Origin of the sequence: Streptomyces sp. NBC_00358 (assembly GCF_036099295.1) — a bacterium.
Lineage (GTDB): Bacteria > Actinomycetota > Actinomycetes > Streptomycetales > Streptomycetaceae > Streptomyces.
On the sequence record NZ_CP107976.1, the window covers coordinates 5,932,540 to 5,951,866 of the forward strand.

General features: G+C 70.7%; 16 protein-coding genes. 4 read left to right on the forward strand and 12 right to left on the reverse strand.

The window, feature by feature from the left end; all coding sequences use genetic code 11:
• Positions 1–3: 3 nt before the first annotated feature.
• The gene (locus OHT01_RS25295; protein WP_328555403.1) at positions 4–261 is read right to left on the reverse strand and encodes a hypothetical protein; all 258 of its coding nucleotides are present in this window, start codon (positions 259–261) and stop codon (positions 4–6) included.
• Between the two features lie 164 nt (positions 262–425).
• Between OHT01_RS25295 and OHT01_RS25300 the strand changes: the two genes are divergently transcribed.
• Positions 426–1,994 carry a purple acid phosphatase family protein gene (locus tag OHT01_RS25300; protein ID WP_328558257.1) on the forward strand — a complete coding sequence of 523 codons (1,569 nt, stop codon included), beginning with the start codon at positions 426–428 and terminating at the stop codon, positions 1,992–1,994.
• 131 nt (positions 1,995–2,125) lie between these two features.
• On the opposite strand, the gene OHT01_RS25305 is transcribed toward OHT01_RS25300, so the two are convergent.
• Positions 2,126–3,007 (reverse strand): DUF4429 domain-containing protein, encoded by an 882-nt coding sequence (locus tag OHT01_RS25305; RefSeq protein WP_328555404.1) that lies wholly within the window; start codon positions 3,005–3,007, stop codon positions 2,126–2,128.
• A gap of 115 nt (positions 3,008–3,122) precedes the next feature.
• On the opposite strand from OHT01_RS25305, the gene OHT01_RS25310 reads away from it, so the two are divergent.
• A complete protein-coding gene (locus OHT01_RS25310; RefSeq protein WP_328555405.1) occupies positions 3,123–4,706 on the forward strand; it encodes a beta-N-acetylhexosaminidase in 1,584 nt (527 codons plus the stop codon).
• A 79-nt stretch (positions 4,707–4,785) separates the two neighbouring features.
• On the opposite strand, the gene OHT01_RS25315 is transcribed toward OHT01_RS25310, so the two are convergent.
• The 7 genes from OHT01_RS25315 to OHT01_RS25345 all read right to left on the reverse strand — a co-directional run bounded on the left by OHT01_RS25315 (position 4,786) and on the right by OHT01_RS25345 (position 12,635).
• On the reverse strand, positions 4,786–6,558 hold the full coding sequence (locus OHT01_RS25315; RefSeq protein WP_328555406.1) for an IucA/IucC family protein: 1,773 nt from the start codon (positions 6,556–6,558) through the stop codon (positions 4,786–4,788).
• A complete protein-coding gene (locus OHT01_RS25320) occupies positions 6,555–7,100 on the reverse strand; it encodes a GNAT family N-acetyltransferase (RefSeq protein WP_328555407.1) in 546 nt (181 codons plus the stop codon). Before OHT01_RS25320 ends, OHT01_RS25315 begins: the two co-directional genes overlap by 4 nt.
• Positions 7,097–8,377, reverse strand: coding sequence for a lysine N(6)-hydroxylase/L-ornithine N(5)-oxygenase family protein (locus OHT01_RS25325; RefSeq protein ID WP_328555408.1), 1,281 nt, complete (start codon positions 8,375–8,377; stop codon positions 7,097–7,099). Before OHT01_RS25325 ends, OHT01_RS25320 begins: the two co-directional genes overlap by 4 nt.
• The gene (desA, locus tag OHT01_RS25330; RefSeq protein WP_328555409.1) at positions 8,361–9,836 is read right to left on the reverse strand and encodes a lysine decarboxylase DesA; all 1,476 of its coding nucleotides are present in this window, start codon (positions 9,834–9,836) and stop codon (positions 8,361–8,363) included. The genes OHT01_RS25325 and desA overlap by 17 nt, the downstream gene beginning before the upstream one ends.
• Positions 9,837–10,011: 175 nt before the next feature.
• Positions 10,012–10,878, reverse strand: coding sequence for a siderophore-interacting protein (locus OHT01_RS25335; protein WP_328555410.1), 867 nt, complete (start codon positions 10,876–10,878; stop codon positions 10,012–10,014).
• 40 nt (positions 10,879–10,918) lie between these two features.
• A complete protein-coding gene (locus tag OHT01_RS25340; protein WP_328555411.1) occupies positions 10,919–11,968 on the reverse strand; it encodes an ABC transporter substrate-binding protein in 1,050 nt (349 codons plus the stop codon).
• A 166-nt stretch (positions 11,969–12,134) separates the two neighbouring features.
• Entirely contained in the window at positions 12,135–12,635 is a 501-nt protein-coding gene (locus OHT01_RS25345) for an SRPBCC family protein (protein ID WP_328555412.1), read from the reverse strand.
• A gap of 142 nt (positions 12,636–12,777) precedes the next feature.
• Here OHT01_RS25345 and OHT01_RS25350 point away from each other — a divergent pair, with 142 nt between their 5' ends.
• Entirely contained in the window at positions 12,778–13,677 is a 900-nt protein-coding gene (locus tag OHT01_RS25350; RefSeq protein ID WP_328555413.1) for a helix-turn-helix domain-containing protein, read from the forward strand.
• A gap of 183 nt (positions 13,678–13,860) precedes the next feature.
• Positions 13,861–14,826, forward strand: a complete 966-nt coding sequence (locus OHT01_RS25355) for an SMP-30/gluconolactonase/LRE family protein (RefSeq protein WP_328555414.1) — start codon at positions 13,861–13,863, stop codon at positions 14,824–14,826.
• A gap of 450 nt (positions 14,827–15,276) precedes the next feature.
• Here OHT01_RS25355 and OHT01_RS25360 read toward each other — a convergent pair whose 3' ends face one another.
• From OHT01_RS25360 to OHT01_RS25370, 3 genes are read right to left on the reverse strand one after another with little or no spacing between them, the layout of a single operon-like run.
• A complete protein-coding gene (locus OHT01_RS25360) occupies positions 15,277–16,437 on the reverse strand; it encodes an acyl-CoA dehydrogenase family protein (RefSeq protein WP_328558258.1) in 1,161 nt (386 codons plus the stop codon).
• A gap of 11 nt (positions 16,438–16,448) precedes the next feature.
• On the reverse strand, positions 16,449–17,393 hold the full coding sequence (locus OHT01_RS25365; RefSeq protein WP_328555415.1) for a hydroxymethylglutaryl-CoA lyase: 945 nt from the start codon (positions 17,391–17,393) through the stop codon (positions 16,449–16,451).
• The gene (locus OHT01_RS25370; RefSeq protein ID WP_328555416.1) at positions 17,390–19,324 is read right to left on the reverse strand and encodes an acetyl/propionyl/methylcrotonyl-CoA carboxylase subunit alpha; all 1,935 of its coding nucleotides are present in this window, start codon (positions 19,322–19,324) and stop codon (positions 17,390–17,392) included. Before OHT01_RS25370 ends, OHT01_RS25365 begins: the two co-directional genes overlap by 4 nt.
• Positions 19,325–19,327 lie beyond the last annotated feature (3 nt).

Genomic DNA, 19,327 nt, shown 5'->3' on the forward strand with positions numbered 1-19,327 from the left:
CCCTCAGCCGTAAACGATGCGGCGGAGCTGCCTGAGCGTGAGCTCCGGCGGCGCGACCGCGCGATATTTCAGGTCCGCTTCGATCCGTTCGAAGATCGACGTGTTCACCAGGCCCTGGGCCTGGAGCTCGCGGTGACGGCGACGGACGAACTCCTGGGTGGTCTCGTCGAAGTAGGCGAGAACGTCCTGGATCACTCGCAGCGCCTCGCCCCGGTTCAGGGGCGTCGACCGCGTCAAATGATCAACGAGTTCGTCGTGCACTCGATGATCCTGGGGTACCGGAAGACGTTTCGCAAGAATCTTGCCCGATATCGGGCAAGTAGGTGTTGGATCTCTTATGGTGTGCTGTTTACAGGCTGTCCATCCGGCGTCTTGCGCCGCGTCGATTGCCAGGAGCAACTTCTGGTGCCATGGACACTCCACGCATGGGCGTACCCGAGCAGCTCGCCGAGAAGATGACCATGGCCGAGCAGCACGAGTACCTTCGCGCCAGATTCTCGCGGCGCAACATGATCAGAGGCGGCGCCGTGACCCTCGGTGCCGTCGCCGGCGGCGCCTTCGTACCCGGCACCGCACAGGCCGCCGTCCCGACGCGGCGGACGGCCGCCCCGGCCTCGACGGAGAAGGTGGACGGCGCCCTCGTCGCCCCCTTCGGCCGCCACCTCGCCTTCGGCAACGACCCCCGCACCGAGATGACCGTCTCCTGGCAGGTGCCGACCGCGGTCACCAAGCCCTACATCCGCATCGGCGCCCACCCCTGGGACCTCTCGCGGAAGATCGAGGCCGAGGTGCGCACCCTCTACACCCCGGCCGGCGTAGGGGCGAGCGGCGACCACACCCAGTACTACCTCCACGCCAGGCTCACCCACCTGCGCCCCGGCAGGACCTACTACTACGGTGTCGGCCACGCCGGTTTCGACCCGGCCGCGCCCCACCTCCTCGGCACCCTCGGCACCTTCACCACCGCGCCCGACCGCGCCGAGCCCTTCACCTTCACCGCCTTCGGCGACGAGGGCGTCGGCTACCACGGCCTCGCCAACGACGCCCTGCTGCTCGCCCAGAACCCGGCCTTCCACCTGCACGCGGGCGACATCGCGTACGCGGACCCGTCCGGCGCGGGCAAGAAGGAGGACACCGGCTTCGACTCGCGCATCTGGGACCAGTTCCTCGCCCAGACCGAGACGGTCGCCAAGCAGGTGCCGTGGATGCCGGCGTACGGCAACCACGACATGGAGGCCTGGTACTCGCCCAACGGCTACGGCGGCGAGGAGGCCCGCTGGACACTGCCCGACAACGGCCCCGACAAGGCCAACCTGCCCGGCGTCTACTCCTTCGTCCACGGCAACACGGCGATCATCTCGCTGGACGCCAACGACATCTCCTTCGAGATCCCGGCCAACCTCGGCATCTCGGGCGGCACGCAGACCAAGTGGCTGGAGGCGCAGCTCAAGAAGTACCGGGCCGCGCGGGACATCGACTTCGTCGTGGTCTTCTTCCACCACTGCGCGTACTGCACCTCCACGGCGCACGCCTCGGAGGGGGGCGTGCGACAGGAGTGGGTGCCGCTGTTCGAGAAGTACACCGTCGACCTGGTGATCAACGGCCACAACCACCAGTACGAGCGCACGGACGTGATCAAGGCGAACGCGGTCACCAGGAAGCTGCCGATCGGCGGCACGGCGTACACGGAGACCGACGGTGTCGTGTACGTGACGGCGGGCGCGGCCGGCCGCAGCCTGTACGCGTTCACCGCCCCGGAGTCCTACGAGGGCAAGGAGAACGAGGTCGAGTCCGTCGCCTCCTTCGTCAACCTCAAGGACGGCAAGCAGAACGAGACGGTCACCTGGTCGCGCGTGCGCTACCTGAACTACTCGTTCCTGCGCGTCGACGTCACCCCGGCCGCGAAGGGCCGGCTGGCCACCCTGAAGGTCCGCGGCATCGCGGAGACCGGCGCGGAGGTCGACCACTTCACGATCGCCCGCCGGGCCAAGTAGCTCCCCCGGCACGCACGCGGCACACAGGAACCCGGCCGCACAGGTGTCCGGGTACGCCCGGAAGGCGGGGCGTACCCGGGACACCTGGCCGGTGGCCGGCCTCGCGCGGCGGCGGTCCCCGAGCACCCGTCCTAGAGGCGCTTGAGGACCGCCTGCTTGGCCAGGGTGAACTCCTCGTCCGTCAGGACGCCCTCCCGGTGCAGTTCGCCGAGTTCGCGCAGTCTGCGCAGGAGGGCGTCGTGGTCGGCCTCGGGACCGGGGTCGGGGGCCGCGGCCGGCGCGGGCCCCGCGGGCGGCCGGTCCTGCACGGCCGCCGCCGGGTGCGGCAGCCGTACCTGCACGGCCGCCGCGACCAGCGCCATCAGCGGGTCCTTCTTGAAGCCCCACAGCTCCACGGAGTTGGGGTCGTACTTCGGCGGCGCCTTGGTGTCGGCGCCGCGCACGGTGAAGCGCAGACAGCCGTTCTCCAGCCCGGCCGCCGGGTGCCACTCGACGCCCGCGATGTCGCCGAGGGCGAGGGTGCGGGTGCCCGAAGCGGACTTGGCGTCCTCCGTCTTCCAGTTCCACTCCAGGCGGACGCGTTCACCGTCGAAGCTCGCGGTGCCGTCACCGGCGGACGCGGACAGCGGCACCGCCGGACCGGGCAGCAGATAGCCGTCGACCGGGTCGGACGGCACCTGGTCCAGGAGCAGCGCGCCCCGCACCTCGTCCACGAAGTACTCGGCGACGCCGAAACGGTCGGCCTCCACCGTGAGCTGATACGGATCGTTCGGCTCCGCGAGCTTGCCGCCCGTCGCCTGGAGCAGCGGGTCGGCGCCGTCGCGCAGCCGGAGTCTGAGCCGCCCGGCCTTCCTGCCCTGCTCCAGCGAGACTCCCGCCAACGCGCCGAGCGGAACGGTGAGTTCACCCAGTGCCCGGCGCAGCAGGCCGACGTTCTTGTCCCGTCCGGGGGTCAGCCGCAGAGCATCGCCTTCGAAGATCCACGTGCCGTCTCGCTGGATGATTTCCGCCATGACGGGGATTGTTCCACCGCGTCTGCGGGAGAGTGGTCTCGACCAATTCGAAGGGCACGGCGAAGAGCGCGGCCCTGTACGGCCGAAGACCTTCGCCGGACCGAAGGGAGCGCGTGTGAGACAGCACCACAGAACGCCCCGCCTTCTCGGTACGCTGCTGCTCGTGGCGGCGGCCGGTATCTCCCTCGCCGGCGCGGCACCGCACAACCGGGCCGCCGCACCGCTGGGCCGCGTCGTCCCGGCCCCCGCCTCCGTCCACCCGGGCGGATCCCCGTACCGCATCACCGGTGACACCCGCATCCGCGTCGACGACTCGCGCGAGGCCCGCACGGTCGGCGCGTACCTCGCGGACATCCTGCGGCCCTCCACCGGATACCGGCTGCCGGTCACCACGCACGGCGCGGGAGCGATCAGGCTCCGGCTCGGCGGCAAGGGGCTGGGCGACGAGGGCTACCGCCTCGCCAGCGCCGCGTCGGGCGTCACCATCACCGCCGGACGGCCCGCGGGCCTCTTCCACGGCGTCCAGACCCTGCGCCAACTGCTGCCCGCCGCCGTCGAGAAGGACTCCGTCCAGCACGGACCCTGGCTGATCGCCGGCGGCACCATCGAGGACACCCCGCGCTACGCCTACCGCGGCGCGATGCTCGACGTCTCCCGGCACTTCTTCACCGTCGCCCAGGTCGAGCGCTACATCGACGAACTGGCCCTCTACAAGGTCAACAAGCTGCATCTGCACCTGAGCGACGACCAGGGCTGGCGCATCGCCGTCGACTCCTGGCCCCGCCTTGCGGCCCACGGCGGCTCCACCCAGGTCGGCGGCGGACACGGCGGCTTCTACACGAAGGCCGACTACCGCGAGATCGTCCGGTACGCCTCCTCGCGCTATCTGGAGGTCGTCCCGGAGATCGACATGCCCGGACACACCAACGCCGCCCTCGCCTCGTACGCCGGGCTCAACTGCGACGGCGTCGCGCCGCCGCTCTACACCGGCACCGACGTCGGCTTCAGCTCGCTGTGCGTGAACAAGCCGCTGACGTACGCCTTCGTGGACGACGTGATCCGCGAGCTGGCCGCGATCACCCCGGGGAAGTACCTCCACATCGGCGGCGACGAGGCGCACTCCACCAGCCACGCCGACTACGTGACCTTCATGGACAAGGTGCAGCCCCTCGTCGCCAAGTACGGCAAGAAGGTGATGGGCTGGCACCAGCTCACCGGGGCGACCCCGGCGAAGGGAGCCATCGCCCAGTACTGGGGGCTCGACGACACCGGTGCCGAGGAGAAGGCGCAGGTCGCCCACGCCGCCCAGAACGGGACCGGGCTCGTGCTGTCGCCCGCGGACCGGCTCTACCTCGACATGAAGTACACCGCCGACACCCCGCTCGGCCAGGACTGGGCCGGTCTGGTGGAAGTGCGGCGGGCGTACGACTGGGACCCGGGCAGCTACCTTCCCGGCGTGCCCGCCACGGCCGTCAAGGGCGTCGAGGCGCCCCTGTGGACCGAGACGATCACCGACTCCGCCGACATCGACGTGATGGCCTTCCCGAGGCTGCCCGGAGCCGCCGAACTCGGCTGGTCGCCCGCGTCGACGCACGACTGGGACACCTACAAGGTGCGGCTCGCCGCCCAGGGGCCGCGCTGGGACGCCCTCGGCATCGGCTACTACCGCTCGCCCCAGGTCCCCTGGCCGACCCGCTAGCCGGAAGGCCGACGGGCGCCCCGGAGGACCGTCTCCGGGGCGCCCGCCCGTCCGTGGGGCTCCTCGCGGAGCCCGGTGCTCAGAACCCGGCGATCGGGTTCTTCAGGGTGCCGACCAGTTGCAGCGCGCCCGAGGGGTCCGCCAGGTCCACCATCTGCCGGTTGTCGCGCAGTTGGAGCCGGTTGAGACAGGACAGCGCGAACTCGGGCGCGAACAGGTCGTACTGCCGGAACCTGTCGTCGAGTTCGGGCGTGGCCTCCTGATAGGCGCGCACCGACTCGGCGACCGTCCGCCAGAAGTCCTCCTCGCCGAGGACGCCCTCCTCCGCCAACTGGGCTGCCAGGAAGCGGAAGAAGCAGTCGAAGACGTCGGTGAAGACGGACAGCAGCTTCTGGTCGTCGGGGACTTCGACCCGGATCCGCTCGACCGCCGGCGGCAGCACCGCGTGCGGGTCCATGACCACGATCTCCTCGGCGATGTCCTTGTAGACCGCCCGCCGCACGGCGCCGTCCTTCAGGACCAGGATGACGTTCTCGCCGTGCGGCATGTAGGCCAGGTCGTACGCGTAGAAGCTGTGCAGGAGCGGGGTGAGGTAGGCGCGCAGATAGCGGCGCAGCCACTCCACCGGCGTCAGGCCCGACCGCTCGATCAGCGCGCCCGCGAACGAGGCGCCCTCGTGGTCGACATGGACGAGGGACGCCATCGTCGCGAGGCTCTCGCCCTCCTGGAGCGAGCCGACCGGGCTCTCGCGCCACAGCGCGGCGAGCATCTTGCGGTACGGGGAGTAGCGGTCGGTGGCCGCCTCGTACTCCAGGTGCCGGTAGCCGACGGCCGCCCGCTCGCGGATGACCGTCAGACCCGTCGACTTCAGCACCGGGTCGTTCTCGACGAGCTGGGCCAGCCAGTCGTTGATGGCCGGGGTCGCCTCCATGTAGGCGGCGGACAGGCCGCGCATGAACCCCATGTTCAGGACGCTCAGCGCCGTCTTCACATAGTGCTTCTCCGGGTTCGTCGTGTTGAAGAACGTCCGGATGGATTGCTGCGCCAGGTACTCGTCGTCGCCCTCGCCGAGGCAGACCAGGCGCCGCTCGGCGACCTCGGCGGCGAACGTCACGGACAGCTTGTTGAACCACTGCCAGGGGTGGACGGGTATGAGCAGGTAGTCCTCGGGGTCGAGACCCTGTCCGGTCAGCGTCCGGGCGAACCGCCCGACCGTCTCGTCGCCCAACTCCGCGCGCACGAAGGACTCGTACTCGATGCCGGCTCCCGCCGTGAAGGCGGCCCGGGAGCGGTGGGCCGCCAGCCACACCAGCCGGACCGGGCTCGCGGTCTCGGGCGCGTAGGCGAGGTACTCCCGCACTCCGAAGCCGAGCCGCCCGTTGTTGGCGACGAAGCAGGGGTGCCCTTCGGTCATGCCGGTCTCGATGGCCTGGAAGCCGGCGCCGGCCAGCTCGCGGACCGGGACCCGCGGCTTGGCGAGTTTGAAGCAGGTGCCCGAGAGGGTGGAGGAGATCTCCTCCAGGTAGACCGGCAGGACCTGGTCGCTCAGGCCGAGCGACTCCTTCAGCTCGATGCAGAACTCCAGCGCGGACAGCGGGAGTTCGGCGCCGTCGCGGTGCCGGGTGATCGACTCCGCGGCCACCTGCCAGTGGTCGAGGGAACGCGGCACGGCGGTGAACCGGTAGCTGGTGTCCCCGTCGTCGGAGCGCACCTCGTACCGGCCGTCCGGCAGGCTCCGCGGGGTGATCAGCCGCTCGTGGGCGAACTCGGCGAGCGCCTTGCGGACGAGGAGACGGTTGGCGAGGGCCCAGCGCTCGGGGGAGAGATGGGCGACGTCCTCGGCGAGGGTCATGCCGCCACCGCCTTCGCGAACCGCTCCCGGGTGCAGAAGCTCAGCAGCGCCTGCTTCTCCGGCTTCCGGATCTCCCGTTCGGGCACGAAGCCGACGGCCTCGTTGAGGGCGTGCACGGCCGTGTTGCGCACATCGGGTTCCACGACCACCCGGAGGGCCGCCGGGTCGGCGAACAGGTACTCCATCACCGCGGTGATCACGGCCCGGGTGAAGCCGTGCACGGGCGTGTCGCTCGGCGCCACCAGGAAGTGCATGCCGACATCACCCGGCTCCGGCTCGTACAGGCCGACGAGTTCGACGTACGCCGGGTCGTAGCGCTCCATCAGGAAGACGGGCTCGCCGTCCAGCAGCCCGAGGAACGCGTCGTGGTGCTCGCTCGCGGCGACGGCCATGTACTCGCGCTCCACGTCGTGCAGTTTCGCCTCCTGCATCATCCAGAAGGCGGCCTTGGGATGCGTCACCCACCCGTGCAGCAGCGGGGCGTCCTCGACGGGGTCGAGGGGGCGGACCGTGAAGGCGCCGATGGCGGTGGCGGTGGTCATATGGCGAACTCCTGGAACGCGATGGACTTCTCGACCGGGTAGTACTCGGTTCCGCCGAGCAGCTCGCGGATGATGGACGCGTTGCGGTACGGGCCCATGCCGAGGTCCGGTGAGGTGATCGAGTGGGTGTGGACGCCCGCGTTCTGCAGGAAGATCCCGCTCCCCGTGGTGTCGATGGCGTAGTTGCGGGCCACGTCGAAGTTGCCGTGCGTGTCGTAGCGGAGCCGGTCGCGGACCGGTGCGAGGAACGCGGGCTCGGCGTACCGGTAGCCGGTGGCCAGGACCAGGCCGGCCGAGCGCAGCTCGTAGTCCTTGCCCTGTTCCTGCTGGCGGAGGCCGAGGGTGTACGTGCCCTCGTCGTAACGCGCGTTTTCGAGGGAGGAGTTGGTGAGCAGCCGCGCGGGGACCGGGCCGCCGAGGCTCTTCTGGTAGAGCAGGTCGAAGATCGAGTCGATCAGCTCCCCGTCGATGCCCTTGAAGAGGCCCTTCTGCTCCGACTGGAGGCGGTAGCGGGTCGCTTCGGGCAGCGCGTGGAAGTAGTCGATGTACTCCGGGGAGGTCATCTCCAGGGTGAGCTTGGTGTATTCGAGGGGGAAGAAGCGCGGAGAGCGGGTCACCCAGTTCAGCCGGTAGCCGTGGACGTCGATCTCGCTCAGCAGGTCGTGGAAGATCTCGGCGGCGGACTGGCCGCTGCCGACCAGGGTGATCGACTCCTTGCCCTGAAGCTCCGACTTGTGCCGCATGTAACGGGAGTTGTGGATGAAGTCGCCGCCGAGTCCCGCGCAGGCGTCCGGGACATGGGGCGAGGTGCCGGTGCCGAGGACCAGGCGCCGGGCGCGCAGCAGCTCACCCGACTCGGTCCGTACGACGTACACCTCGTCCTCGTACGTCACCTCCGCGACCGTGGCGCCGAAGCGGACGCTGCTCAGCTTCGACGCGGCCCACCTGCAGTAGTCGTCGTACTCGACCCGCAGCGGGTAGAAGTTCTCGCGGATGTAGAACGAGTAGAGACGGCCCGATTCCTTCAGGTAGTTGAGGAACGAGTACGGGGACGTCGGGTCGGCGAGGGTGACCAGGTCCGACATGAACGGGGTCTGCAGGTGCGCGCCCTCAAGGAACATTCCGGAGTGCCACTCGAAGTGGGGCTTGGACTCCAGGAAGACGCCGCTCAGTTCGGCGATCGGCTCGGTCAGGCAGGCGAGGCCGAGATTGAAGGGCCCGAGCCCGATCCCCACGAAGTCGTAGGTCGTGTCCGTGGATTCAGCAAGCGCGGTCAAGGGACTCTCCCAGGTACTGCTCGGCGTGGCCGGCGATCAGATCGAGGACGGCGGCGATGTCGTCCGTCGTGGTCTCGGGGTTGAGCAGGGTGAACTTCAGGTAGTGGCGTCCGCCGACCTTGGTGCCCGCGACGACGGCGTCACCGGAGGCGAACAGGGCCTTGCGGGCGTACAGGTTGGCGCGGTCGATCTCGGCCGGATCGGTGACGGCGGCCGGGATGTACCGGAAGACGAGGGTGGAGAGCGAGGGCCGCACGACGACGTCGAAGCGCGGGTCGGCGGCGAGCAGTTCCCAGCCCTCGGCGGCCAGGTCGCAGACCTCGTCGAAGAGTTCGCCGATGCCGTCGGCGCCCATCACCCGCAGCGTCATCCACAGCTTCAGCGCGTCGAAACGGCGGGTGGTCTGGAGGGACTTGTCGACCTGGTTGGGGATGCGCTCCTGGACCATGCGGCGCGGGTTGAGGTACTCCGCGTGGTAGGTGGCGTGGCGCAGCGTCGAGGCGTCCCGTACCAGTACGGCCGAGGAACTCACGGGCTGGAAGAAGGACTTGTGGTAGTCGACGGTGACGGAGTCGGCCCGCTCGATGCCGTCGAGGCGGTCCCGGTTCTTCAGCGAGGCGAGCAGTCCGCAGCCGTAGGCCGCGTCCACGTGCATCCAGGCGCCGAACTGGGAGCACAGCTCCGCGATCTCGGGCAGCGGGTCGATGGAACCGAAGTCGGTGGTGCCCGCGGTGGCGACGACGGCCATCGGGACGAGACCGTCCTGCCGGCAGCGTTCCAGCTCGCGGGCGAGGGCGACGGTCTGCATGCGCTTGTCGTGGTCGACGGGGATCGCGACGACGGCGTCGGCGTCGAGGCCGAGGAGCTTGGCGGACTTCTTGACGCTGAAGTGGCTGACCTCGGAGGCGAAGATCCGCAGTCTGCCGAGACCGTTCGCGGCTCGCTCCCCGTCCTGGTCCTGACCGCCGGGCTTGGCCTCCTCGCGGGCCAGCAGCAGGGCCTGGAGGTTGGACTGGCTGCCGCCGCTGGTGAACACGCCGTCGGCGGCCGGACCGAGGCCGATCCGTTCGTTGGTCCAGTCGATGAGCCTGCGCTCGATGAGGGTGCCGCCGGCCGACTGGTCCCAGGTGTCCAGTGAGGAGTTGACGGCGGACAGGACGGCCTCGCCGAGCACGGCCGGGATGACGACCGGGCAGTTGAGGTGGGCGAGGTAGCGGGGGTGGTGGAAGTAGACCGCGTCCTGGAGGTAGACCTCCTCCAGCTCGTCGAGGACGGCCGTGGTGTCGTGCAGGGGCTTGTCGAGGTCGATCCGCTCGATGCGGGGAGCGAGGTCGTCGACCGTGACGCCCGTGAACGGGCGGTCGGTGGTGGCGAGTCTGGCCGCCACCCGCTCGACCCCTTCGGTCACGGAGCGGCGGTACCGGTCCGCGGTGGTGTCATTGAGCAGGTGCGAGCGCATGTGGGGGTCCTCCGTGCGGGGGAGAGTCCGAGCGGGACAGGAGAAAGGGCGGAGTCGCGACGTTCAACTTAGGTTAGCCTAACCTAAGTCGACCGTGCGACCCCGCCCCACCTGTGTCTTTCGTGACGCGCCGCCCGGTCCGGACTTCCGGGAAGCGTCGCGGGGGGACCGCGAACTACTCGCCGCGCTCCCGCAGTTGTTCCTCGGTCAGCCCCTGGCGCCAGTAGCCCACGAAGGTGACCCGCCTGCGGTCGATGCCGCGCTCGCGCACGAGATGGCGGCGCAGTTCCTTCACGCGGCCGGACTCGCCCGCGATCCAGGCGTACGGGGCCTGGGTGGGCGGGAGTTGGGCCGCGCGCAGGGCGTCGAGCGCCATGGAGGAGTGCGGGGAGCTCGCACCGGAGCGCTCGTCCCGTACGAGCCAGGTGATCTCGGCGTCCGCCGAGGTCGCCAGATCCTGGATGTCGGAGGCGTGGTGAACCTCCAGCCAGGCGCGGACACGCTGTCCCGCCGGGAGCGATTCGAGGATCGCGGAGACGGCGGGGACGGCCGTCTCGTCGCCCCACAGGACGACGAGGTCGGTGTCCGCGGGCGGCCGGAAGCGGATGGCCCGGTTGTCCTCGACGGCGGGACCGAGCAGGACGACGCGGTCACCGGCCCGTGCGCCGGACGCCCAGCGCGAGGCGGGCCCCGCCGGGGCGGCCGCACCCGGCTCCAGGCCGTGCAGCGCGAAGTCGATGTCGATCTCGTCGGGATCGCGGCGCAGTCCGCGCAGGGTGTACGAGCGCATCACCGCCCGTACGCCGTCGGGCAGTTCGCGCCAGCCCTGCCACCATCCGTCGCCGAGTTCGATCGGCACGGCCGGCTCGCTCTGGCCGGGGTGCGGCAGGAACAGGGACAGGGACTGGTCGCGCCCATGGGAGTGGAACGCCTGCAGATCGGGCCCCGCGAAGGTCACCCGGAGCAGCGACGGACCGAGCCGCCTCGTCCGTACGACCTGGAGGGAGAAGAAACGGAACGGGGCGGCCACGGCCGTCGTCATGAGTGCTCCTGAATCGGTGTCAGGGGGCGGGAGGGTGGTGTCAGGCGACCTTCTTCGCGTTCTCTATGGCCTCGGCGAGCCGGTCGAGGATCGGGGTGCACTTGTCGTACGACAGGATCGGCTCGGGGGTCCGGGCGATGACCTGGCCGGCCTTGACGGCGGGGAGCTTCTTCCAGGTGGCCTCGGTGATGTCGGCCGGCTGGATGGTCGAGGTGCGGTCGTCCATGATGATGATGTCGGCCGGGTACTTGTCGACGTTCTCCCAGCTCAGGTTCTCGAACCAGCCGCCGCTGGCCTTCAGTGCCTTGGCGGAGGGCTCGACGATGTTCACGCCGAGCGCCTTGAAGTACTCCAGGTCGATGGAGAGGTTGGAGCCGGAGACGTAGAAGATGTCCTGGCTCGCGCTGCCGGCCAGCACCTTGATCTCCGGGCGGGCCTTGGCGGCCTTGCGCAGCCGCTCGGCGGCCGTCTCGAACTTCTTCTTCGCCTCGGTGATCTTCGCGGACTTCACGTCGGCGCCGAGGGACCCGGCCAGCGCGAGCATGTGCTCCAGCGGCTGGGGCATCTGGACGTCGTAGACGGAGACGCCGACGCTCGGGGCCAGCTTGAGGATCTTGTCCTTGGACTCCTCGGGGACGTACCAGAGGGTGCCCGCGGTGTCGAACATCGTCGAGACCAGGACGTCGGGGGCGAGGCCCGCGTACTTCTCGATGTTGAACTGGCCCCACTCGTTGCCGAGGATCGTCAGCTTGCTGATGTCCATGTCGCCGGCCTGGACGTCGGCCTTGCCGTCCTTGGTCTTCGTCGGGCCGAACACGCCCTTGACCTCGATGCCGTAGTCGAACAGGGCGGCGGCGACACCGGTGAACGCGACGATGTTCGCCGGGACCTTGCCCAGCTTCACGGTCGTGCCGCGGTCGTCCTCGAACGTCCACGGGCCGGACTTCCCGGCGGCCTTGGTCGAGTCCGAGCCACCGCTTTTCGAGGCGTTGTCGTCGCCGCAGGCGGCGAGGACGGCGCCGAGGCCGAGGGCGCCGCCCGCGGCGAGGATGCCGCGACGGGTGAGGTGGGTGGCACGGGCGTTGGGCATGAGTGTGGCTGCTTTCGGCACGGGGCGGGAGCGCCCGCCGGACGAGTTCGAAGGTAGGTTAGCCTAACCTCAGTTCTTGTCCAGAGGGTGGGGCGCACCGCGGTCGAACCCGCGGGCCGCGCGCCGCTCGTGCCCGCCACCGTCGACGAAGCCACACCCGGGAACCTCACTCTTCGGCGATCCATCGGGCGAGGGAGAGCAGGGTGGTCTCGACACTGTTCGCCATGTAGTCGCGGAGCGCGTCGAGGTCGCCGCGGGTGGTGCCAAGTACCGGGTCGAGACGGAGCAGTTGCCAGGACTGCTCGACGACGGTTCCGCGCCCCCGGGAGCGGAGGGTCCAGCTCCACCGCACGATGCCGTCCTCGATGCCGCCGACCACGAAGGTGAAGGTGTCGCCGGGGTCGGCTCGCACGATCTGGGAGCGCGTGGTCCATTCCCTGCCGTCCTTCCGATTGAGGCCGCCGAACCAGGCGCCGGCCCGGGGCCCGGCGCCCTGGTCGAACGTGACGTCGGTCGCGTTGGGGCTCCAGCGGCCGATCGCGGACACGTCACTGACCAGGTCATAGACCCGGGCGGGTGCGGCATCGACCCATGCGCGTCTGGTGAAGGCGAAGTCCGCTGCGTCGAGAGTCCCGAAGAGGTCGTGCTCGCTGGTGATGGCGCTCAAGGCGTACTCCTGGGTGCGTGCGGGGTGTTGCCGGGTCGGCGACGCCCACGTCATCACCGGTCCTGTCGGGGAGCCAGACCGGCTGGTGCCTATCCACGGCTGGGGCAGGCTGTGCGTTTCGAGTCCGCCCATACTCGGATCCATGACCGGAAAATCGCAGCTCGGGAACTTCCTGCAGGCGCGGCGCTCCCAGTTGCGTCCCGAGGACATCGGGATGCCCACCTATGGGGAGCGTCGGCGCGTGCCGGGCCTTCGGCGCGAGGAGTTGGCGCTGCTGGCGGGTGTGAGCGCCTCCTACTACACCCGGCTTGAGCAGGGGCAGTCGCTGAGCGCGTCGCCCGAGGTGCTGGACGCGATCGCCGGGGCTCTGCGGCTGGACGAGTCCGAGCGGCGGTACCTGCACGACCTGGCCCGGGCGGACAGGCACCGCTCTCGGGGCCGGCGGCCTGCGCCGGAGCGTGTGACGGAGGCGACGGCTCAGTTGCTGGACGTGCTGGCGGACGTTCCCGCGATCGTGCTCGGCCGGCGCGGCGACGTGCTGGCGTGGAACCGCCTGGGCCACGCGCTGTTCGCCGGGCATCTGGACCCTGGCGCCCCTGACCTGACGGCGCAGCGTCCCAACATGGCCAGACTGGTGTTCCTCGACTGTCACACCCGCGACCTGTACGCGGACTGGCCGAGCAAGGCCAGGGCGGTGGTGGGGAATCTGCGCCTGGTGGCGGCCCGGCATCCGCAGGACACGGCGTTGCACGCGCTGCTGGGTGAACTGAGCGCAAAGAGCAGCGAGTTCGCCTCGATGTGGGCCGACCATCGGGTCAAGGCGTGCACCGTCGCCACCTACGGGATGCGGCACCCGCTGGTCGGCCCGCTGACCGTCGTTCAGCAGACCCTGAGCCACGGGCCGGGCCCCAGCACGGTCGTCGCCACCACGGAGGCGGGCTCGCCCTCACGGGCCGCGCTGACGCTGCTCGCCCAGGTCATCACCCAGGACACCGTCCCGGCCGACCCGGCGCAGCCGGTGTCACGGGCCGACGTCGGCTGACCGCACACAACACCGACGGGCGCTCGGCCGGCACGTGCCGACACCCGTCCCACCCGGGCACGACCGGCGAACGGCCGCCGGCATCAGCCCCCGGGGCCGCAGGCCCCGAGCCGAATCCACCTGATCTCCACGCGTGTGTCGGCGTGTTGCCGCCGCATGCCCGAAAACCAGTGAAGGAACACCATGTTCAAGAAACTCTCCGCGCCCGCCGTCTCGGCGGCCGTCCTTGTCGCGGCCGCCGCCACGGCGCTCAGTCCGGTCGCGGCGTCGGCCGTCTCCGCCCCGCTGAGCCACGCGCGGATCGCCATGCACTTCGACCTGGCCAAGGGCCAGACGCCGGAGAACATCGCCCTGGCACCGGGTGGCTCCGCGTACGTCACCTTCGCCGAGGGCCGCCAGATCGCCGAGGTCTCCCCGAAGGGCACCGTCCGGATCCTGGCCACCCTGCCCAAGCCCGCCGACGGGGGTGTCCACACCCCGGTCCTGGGCTTCCCGCTGACCGTCGGCATCGTCCGTGCCCACGACGGAACCCTGTACTTCCTCTACGCCACCGGCACTCCCGACCTCACCGGTGTGTGGCGCCTGCGCCCGGGCGGACAGCCCCAGCGGATCGCCGCGCTGCCCGCCGACGGCCTTCCCAACGGCCTGGCGCTGGACTCGCGCACCCACACCCTCTACGTCACCGACTCCGTGCTGGGCACCGTCTGGAGCCTGCCCACCACCGGCGGCACCCCCACCGCCTGGTCCACTGCCCCCGAGCTGGCCTCCACCGGCTTCCTCGGCGCCAACGGCCTGAAGGTCCATCACGGCGCGGTCTGGGTCACCAACCTCGACAAGGGCACCATCCTGCGCATCCCCATCCGCCACGACGGGCGCGCCGGTTCGGTCCGGACCGAGGCCACCGGCCTGCCGGGAATCGACGACTTCGCCTTCACCGGCCACGGCGACCGGCTGCTGGCCGCGCTCAACGGCCCCAGTGAGGTCGCGCTCGTGCAGCCCGACGGCAGCCACTCCATCGTGCTGACCGCGGCCGACGGCCTGCAGAACCCCACGTCCATCGCCCTGCGCGGCGACACCGTCTACGTGCTGAGCGCCGCCTACGTCACCGCCAAGGACCCCGACCTCGTCCTCGCCCACCTGAACGACTAGGACCTGTCCGGCCGATCGAGTCGCAGGAATGCGACAACGCAGCAGATGTACGTGCCGGACGCCGCGTCCGCGGCATGATCGGCCGGACAGGTCCTGGCCCCGCGCCGGCCGCGAGTGCACCCGGGGGGCAGCGCACCGGCCCCTCGGGACGCCCCGCTCCGCAGACTGCGGCTCGGCCCGTCACGGCCACCCCGGTCCCCGGAAGGCCGTACGCAAGGAGAACGCCATGCGGCCTCGAAGCCGACCAGGTGTCCGCTCGTGTCTCGGCCCGGTCGGCCTCCGCGCGGGTGTGCGGGCCTAAGGGATGTCCCGGGGGAGGTGGCGCACGCGACGCGGGCGTCGGGGGCTCCCGGACCGGCGGCAGTCCCGCAGGCGGTGCCAGGACGCACCGCGGCCACCGGCGGGCGGATGCCCGGCGGTGGCCGCGGTGCACTGGTGGTGCGCGAAGGGTCAGCCCGTGAGGCCCAGTTCACGGGCGATCAGCATCCGCTGCACCTCGCTCGTGCCCTCGCCGATCTCCAGGATCTTGGAGTCGCGCCACATGCGGGCGACCGGGTACTCGTTCATGAAGCCGTAGCCGCCGTGGACCTGGGTGGCGTCACGGGCGTTGTCGACGGCGATCGTCGAGGAGTACAGCTTGGCGACGGCCGCCTCCTTCTTGAAGGGCTCGCCCGCGACGAGACGGGACGCCGCGTCGCGCCAGCCCACGCGCGCCATGTGGGCCTTCATCTCCATGTCGGCGATCTTGAACTGGATCGCCTGGTTGGCGCCGATCGGGCGTCCGAACGCGTGCCGCTCCTTGGCGTACTTGACCGACTCGTCGACACAGCCCTGCGCGAGACCCGTGGCCAGTGCCGCGATGGCGATGCGGCCCTCGTCCAGGATGCGCAGGAACTGCGCGTAGCCGCGGCCCTCCTGGCCGAGCAGGTTCGCCGCCGGGACGCGCACGTCCGCGAAGGACAGCTCACGGGTGTCGGAGGCGTTCCAGCCGACCTTCGAGTACGGGGCCGCGACCGTGAAGCCGGGGGTGCCGGACGGGACGATGATCGCGGAGATCAGCGGCTTGCCGTCGGGCTTGCGGCCGGTGACCGCGGTGACCGTCACGAGGCCCGTGATGTCGGTGCCCGAGTTGGTGATGAAGCACTTGCTGCCGTTGATGACCCACTCGTCCGTCTCGGGGTCGAGGCGCGCCGTCGTACGGGTCGCGCCCGCGTCCGAGCCGCCGTCCGGCTCGGTCAGGCCGAAGGCACCGAGGATCTCGCCGGAGCACAGTCGGGGGAGCCACTCGGCCTTCTGCGCCTCCGTGCCGAACAGGTGGATCGGCATGGCGCCGAGCGAGACGCCCGCCTCCAGCGTGATGGCGACGGAGGAGTCGACGCGGGCCAGCTCCTCCAGGGCGATGCCGAGGGCGAGATAGTCGCCGCCCATGCCGCCGTACTCCTCGGGGAACGGCAGCCCGAACAGGCCCATGCGGCCCATCTCCCGCACGATCTCGTACGGGAACTCGTGCCGCTCGTAGAAGTCACCGATCTTCGGCGCCACGACGTCGTGCGCGAACTCCTCCACCGTACGGCGGAGTTCTTCGAGCTCGGGGGAGAGCCGGTGGTCCAGGGACATGCTGTTCACTCCTGGTGGGAGAGGGCTTTGACGGTGCGGGACGGGCTGGGTCGGCCCAGTTGTCCGGCCATCCACACGCTCGTGGCGGTGAGGCGGCCGAGGTCGACCCCGGTGTCGATACCGAGGCCCTGGAGCATCCAGACGAGGTCTTCCGTGGCGAGGTTGCCGGTCGCGGACTTCGCGTACGGGCAGCCGCCGAGGCCGCCCGCGGAGGCGTCGACCGTGCTGACGCCGTGCTGGAGGGCGGCCAGGGTGTTGGACAGCGCCTGGCCGTAGGTGTCGTGGAAGTGCACACCGAGCGCGCTGGTCGGCACGCCCTCCTCGTTCAGTTCGGCGAGCAGGGACTGCACGTGGCCCGGTGTCGCCACACCGATCGTGTCGCCGAGGCTCAGCTCGTCACAGCCCATGTCCATCAGCGCCTTGCACACGCGGACGACCTGATGGACCGGGACGGGCCCTTCCCACGGGTCGCCGAAGCACATCGAGACATAGCCGCGGACCGTGCTGCCGGCGTCCTTCGCGCGGCTCACCACCGGTTCGAACATGGCGAGCGCCTCGTCGACCGTCCGGTTGAGGTTGGCCTTCGCGAAGGACTCCGTGGCGCTGGCGAAGACGGCCAGGTGCCGGGCGCCGAGCGCGAGCGCCCGCTCCAGCCCACGTTCGTTCGGCACCAGGACCGGAAGCGCCACCGGGAGGTCGGCGACCTGCGGGAACAGCTGTTCCGCGTCGGCCAGTTGGGGAACCCACTTCGGGTGGACGAAGCTGGTCGCCTCGATCGTGGTCAGCCCCGCGTCCGCGAGGCGCCGGATGAACTCCGCCTTCACCTCGGTCGGTACGGTCGCCTTCTCGTTCTGCAGCCCGTCGCGCGCGCCGACCTCGTAGATCCGCACCCGGGCGGGCAGGCCCTGCGCCGGTACGGCCATCGGAAGGCCCAGTTCGGAAGTGCTCATGCCGTCTCCGCCTCCTCCACGGGGGTGATGACCGCCAGTACCTGGTCCATGGCGACCGTCGTGCCCGGTTTGACGTCCAGCTCGCTGACGGTCCCGGCGTGCGGCGCGGAGATGACGTGCTCCATCTTCATCGCCTCGACCACCAACAGGCTCTGGCCCGCGGTCACTTCGTCGCCGACGGCGACCTTCACGACGGTCACCGTGCCCGGCATGGGGGCGGTCAGCGAATCGGCACCGGAGTGCGCGGCGCCGGTGAGCGACGCGGCCACCGGGTCGTGATCGCGCACCTGCCAGGCGTCGCCGTCGCGGCCGATCCAGTCGGCGGCGCGGTGGAAGGTGTGGCGCACTCCGTCGAGGGTCACCGCGACCCGGTCGGCGGTGACGGTGTGGGTGCCGCGCGGGGTGTACTCCACGGGGTCGAGGACCCGCAGGGAGAAGCCCACCGGCTTCGGTGTGCCGCCGAGCCGCCAGCCGCTCGGCACGGAGAACGGGTCGGTCCAGCCCTCGTCCGGCGGAGCCAGCTCGGCGAGCCGGACGGCCGCCGCCGCCTCGTACACCTCCTCCGGCACCTCCGCCGGGACCAGCCCGGCCGCCTCCCGCTCGACCAGACCGGTGTCCAGGTCGCCCGCCACCACGTCCGGGTGGGCCAGCAGGCGGCGCAGGAATCCCGCGTTGGTCTGGACCCCGAGCGTGACCGTGTCGGCGAGGGCCGCCCGCAGCTTGCGCAGCGCCGTCGGGCGGTCGGGGCCGTACGCGATGACCTTGGAGAGCATCGGGTCGTAGAGGCTGCCGACCTCGGTGCCCCGCGAGAGGCCCGAGTCGGTGCGCACTCCGTCGCCCTGCGGCTCGCGCAGGGCGAGGACGGTGCCCCCGGAGGGGAGGAAGCCGCGCGACGGGTCCTCGGCGCAGATCCGGGCCTCCACCGCGTGCCCCGTGAGGCTGATGTCCTCCTGCGCGTACGGCAGGTGCTCGCCGGCGGCGACCCGAAGCTGCCATTCGACGAGGTCGAGGCCGGTGACGAGTTCGGTGACCGGGTGCTCCACCTGGAGGCGGGTGTTCATCTCCATGAAGTAGTACGAGGACGGGTCGCCGCCGGGGACGATGAACTCGACCGTGCCCGCGCCCCGGTAGCCGCAGGAGCGGGCCGCCTGGACGGCCGCCTCGCCCATCGCGGCCCGGGTGGCGGGGTCGAGGAGCACGCTGGGCGCCTCCTCGATGATCTTCTGGTGGCGGCGCTGGAGCGAGCACTCGCGCTCGCCCAGGTGTATGACGTGCCCGTGCCCGTCCGCCAGCACCTGGATCTCGATGTGCCGGGGACGGTCGACCCAGCGCTCGACGAGAAGGGTGTCGTCGCCGAACGAGGCCCGCGCCTCGCGCCGGGCGGCGGCGATCTCGTCGGCCAGGACCGAGGCGTCGCGCACCAGGCGCATGCCCTTGCCGCCACCGCCCGCGCTCGGCTTCAGGAGCACCGGCACGCCGATCTCGCCGGCCGCGGCGATCAGCTCCGCGTCCGTCAGACCGCTGCCCGAGGAGCCGGGGACGACCGGGACTCCGGCCGCCTTCACCGTCTCCTTGGCGCGGATCTTGTCGCCCATCAGGGAGATCGCCTCGGGGGACGGCCCGATGAACACGAGTCCGGCCTCCGCGCAGGCCCGCGCGAACGCGGCGTTCTCGGCGAGGAAGCCGTAGCCCGGGTGCACCGCCTGGGCGCCGGTCCGGGCCGCCGCCTCCAGCAGCCGCTCCACCGACAGATAGCTCTCCGACGCGGGCGCCGGTCCGATCCGTACGGCCGTGTCCGCCTCCCGGACGTGCCGGGCGTCCGCGTCGGCGTCGGAGAAGACGGCCACCGAGCGCACGCCGAGCGCGCGCAGGGTACGGATGACGCGTACGGCGATCTCGCCCCGGTTGGCCACAAGCACCGTGTCAAACATGGG

Excerpts from the sequence above, each read along its gene's own strand:
- OHT01_RS25365 (WP_328555415.1), bottom strand. The coding sequence starts at position 17,393 with ATGAGCACTTCCGAACTGGGCCTTCCGATGGCCGTACCGGCGCAGGGC.
- OHT01_RS25300 (WP_328558257.1), top strand. The coding sequence starts at position 426 with ATGGGCGTACCCGAGCAGCTCGCCGAGAAGATGACCATGGCCGAGCAG.
- desA (WP_328555409.1), bottom strand. The coding sequence starts at position 9,836 with ATGCGCTCGCACCTGCTCAATGACACCACCGCGGACCGGTACCGCCGC.
- OHT01_RS25320 (WP_328555407.1), bottom strand. The coding sequence starts at position 7,100 with ATGACCACCGCCACCGCCATCGGCGCCTTCACGGTCCGCCCCCTCGAC.
- OHT01_RS25335 (WP_328555410.1), bottom strand. The coding sequence starts at position 10,878 with ATGACGACGGCCGTGGCCGCCCCGTTCCGTTTCTTCTCCCTCCAGGTC.
- OHT01_RS25370 (WP_328555416.1), bottom strand. The coding sequence starts at position 19,324 with ATGTTTGACACGGTGCTTGTGGCCAACCGGGGCGAGATCGCCGTACGC.
- OHT01_RS25305 (WP_328555404.1), bottom strand. The coding sequence starts at position 3,007 with ATGGCGGAAATCATCCAGCGAGACGGCACGTGGATCTTCGAAGGCGAT.
- OHT01_RS25350 (WP_328555413.1), top strand. The coding sequence starts at position 12,778 with ATGACCGGAAAATCGCAGCTCGGGAACTTCCTGCAGGCGCGGCGCTCC.
- OHT01_RS25340 (WP_328555411.1), bottom strand. The coding sequence starts at position 11,968 with ATGCCCAACGCCCGTGCCACCCACCTCACCCGTCGCGGCATCCTCGCC.
- OHT01_RS25315 (WP_328555406.1), bottom strand. The coding sequence starts at position 6,558 with ATGACCCTCGCCGAGGACGTCGCCCATCTCTCCCCCGAGCGCTGGGCC.
- OHT01_RS25355 (WP_328555414.1), top strand. The coding sequence starts at position 13,861 with ATGTTCAAGAAACTCTCCGCGCCCGCCGTCTCGGCGGCCGTCCTTGTC.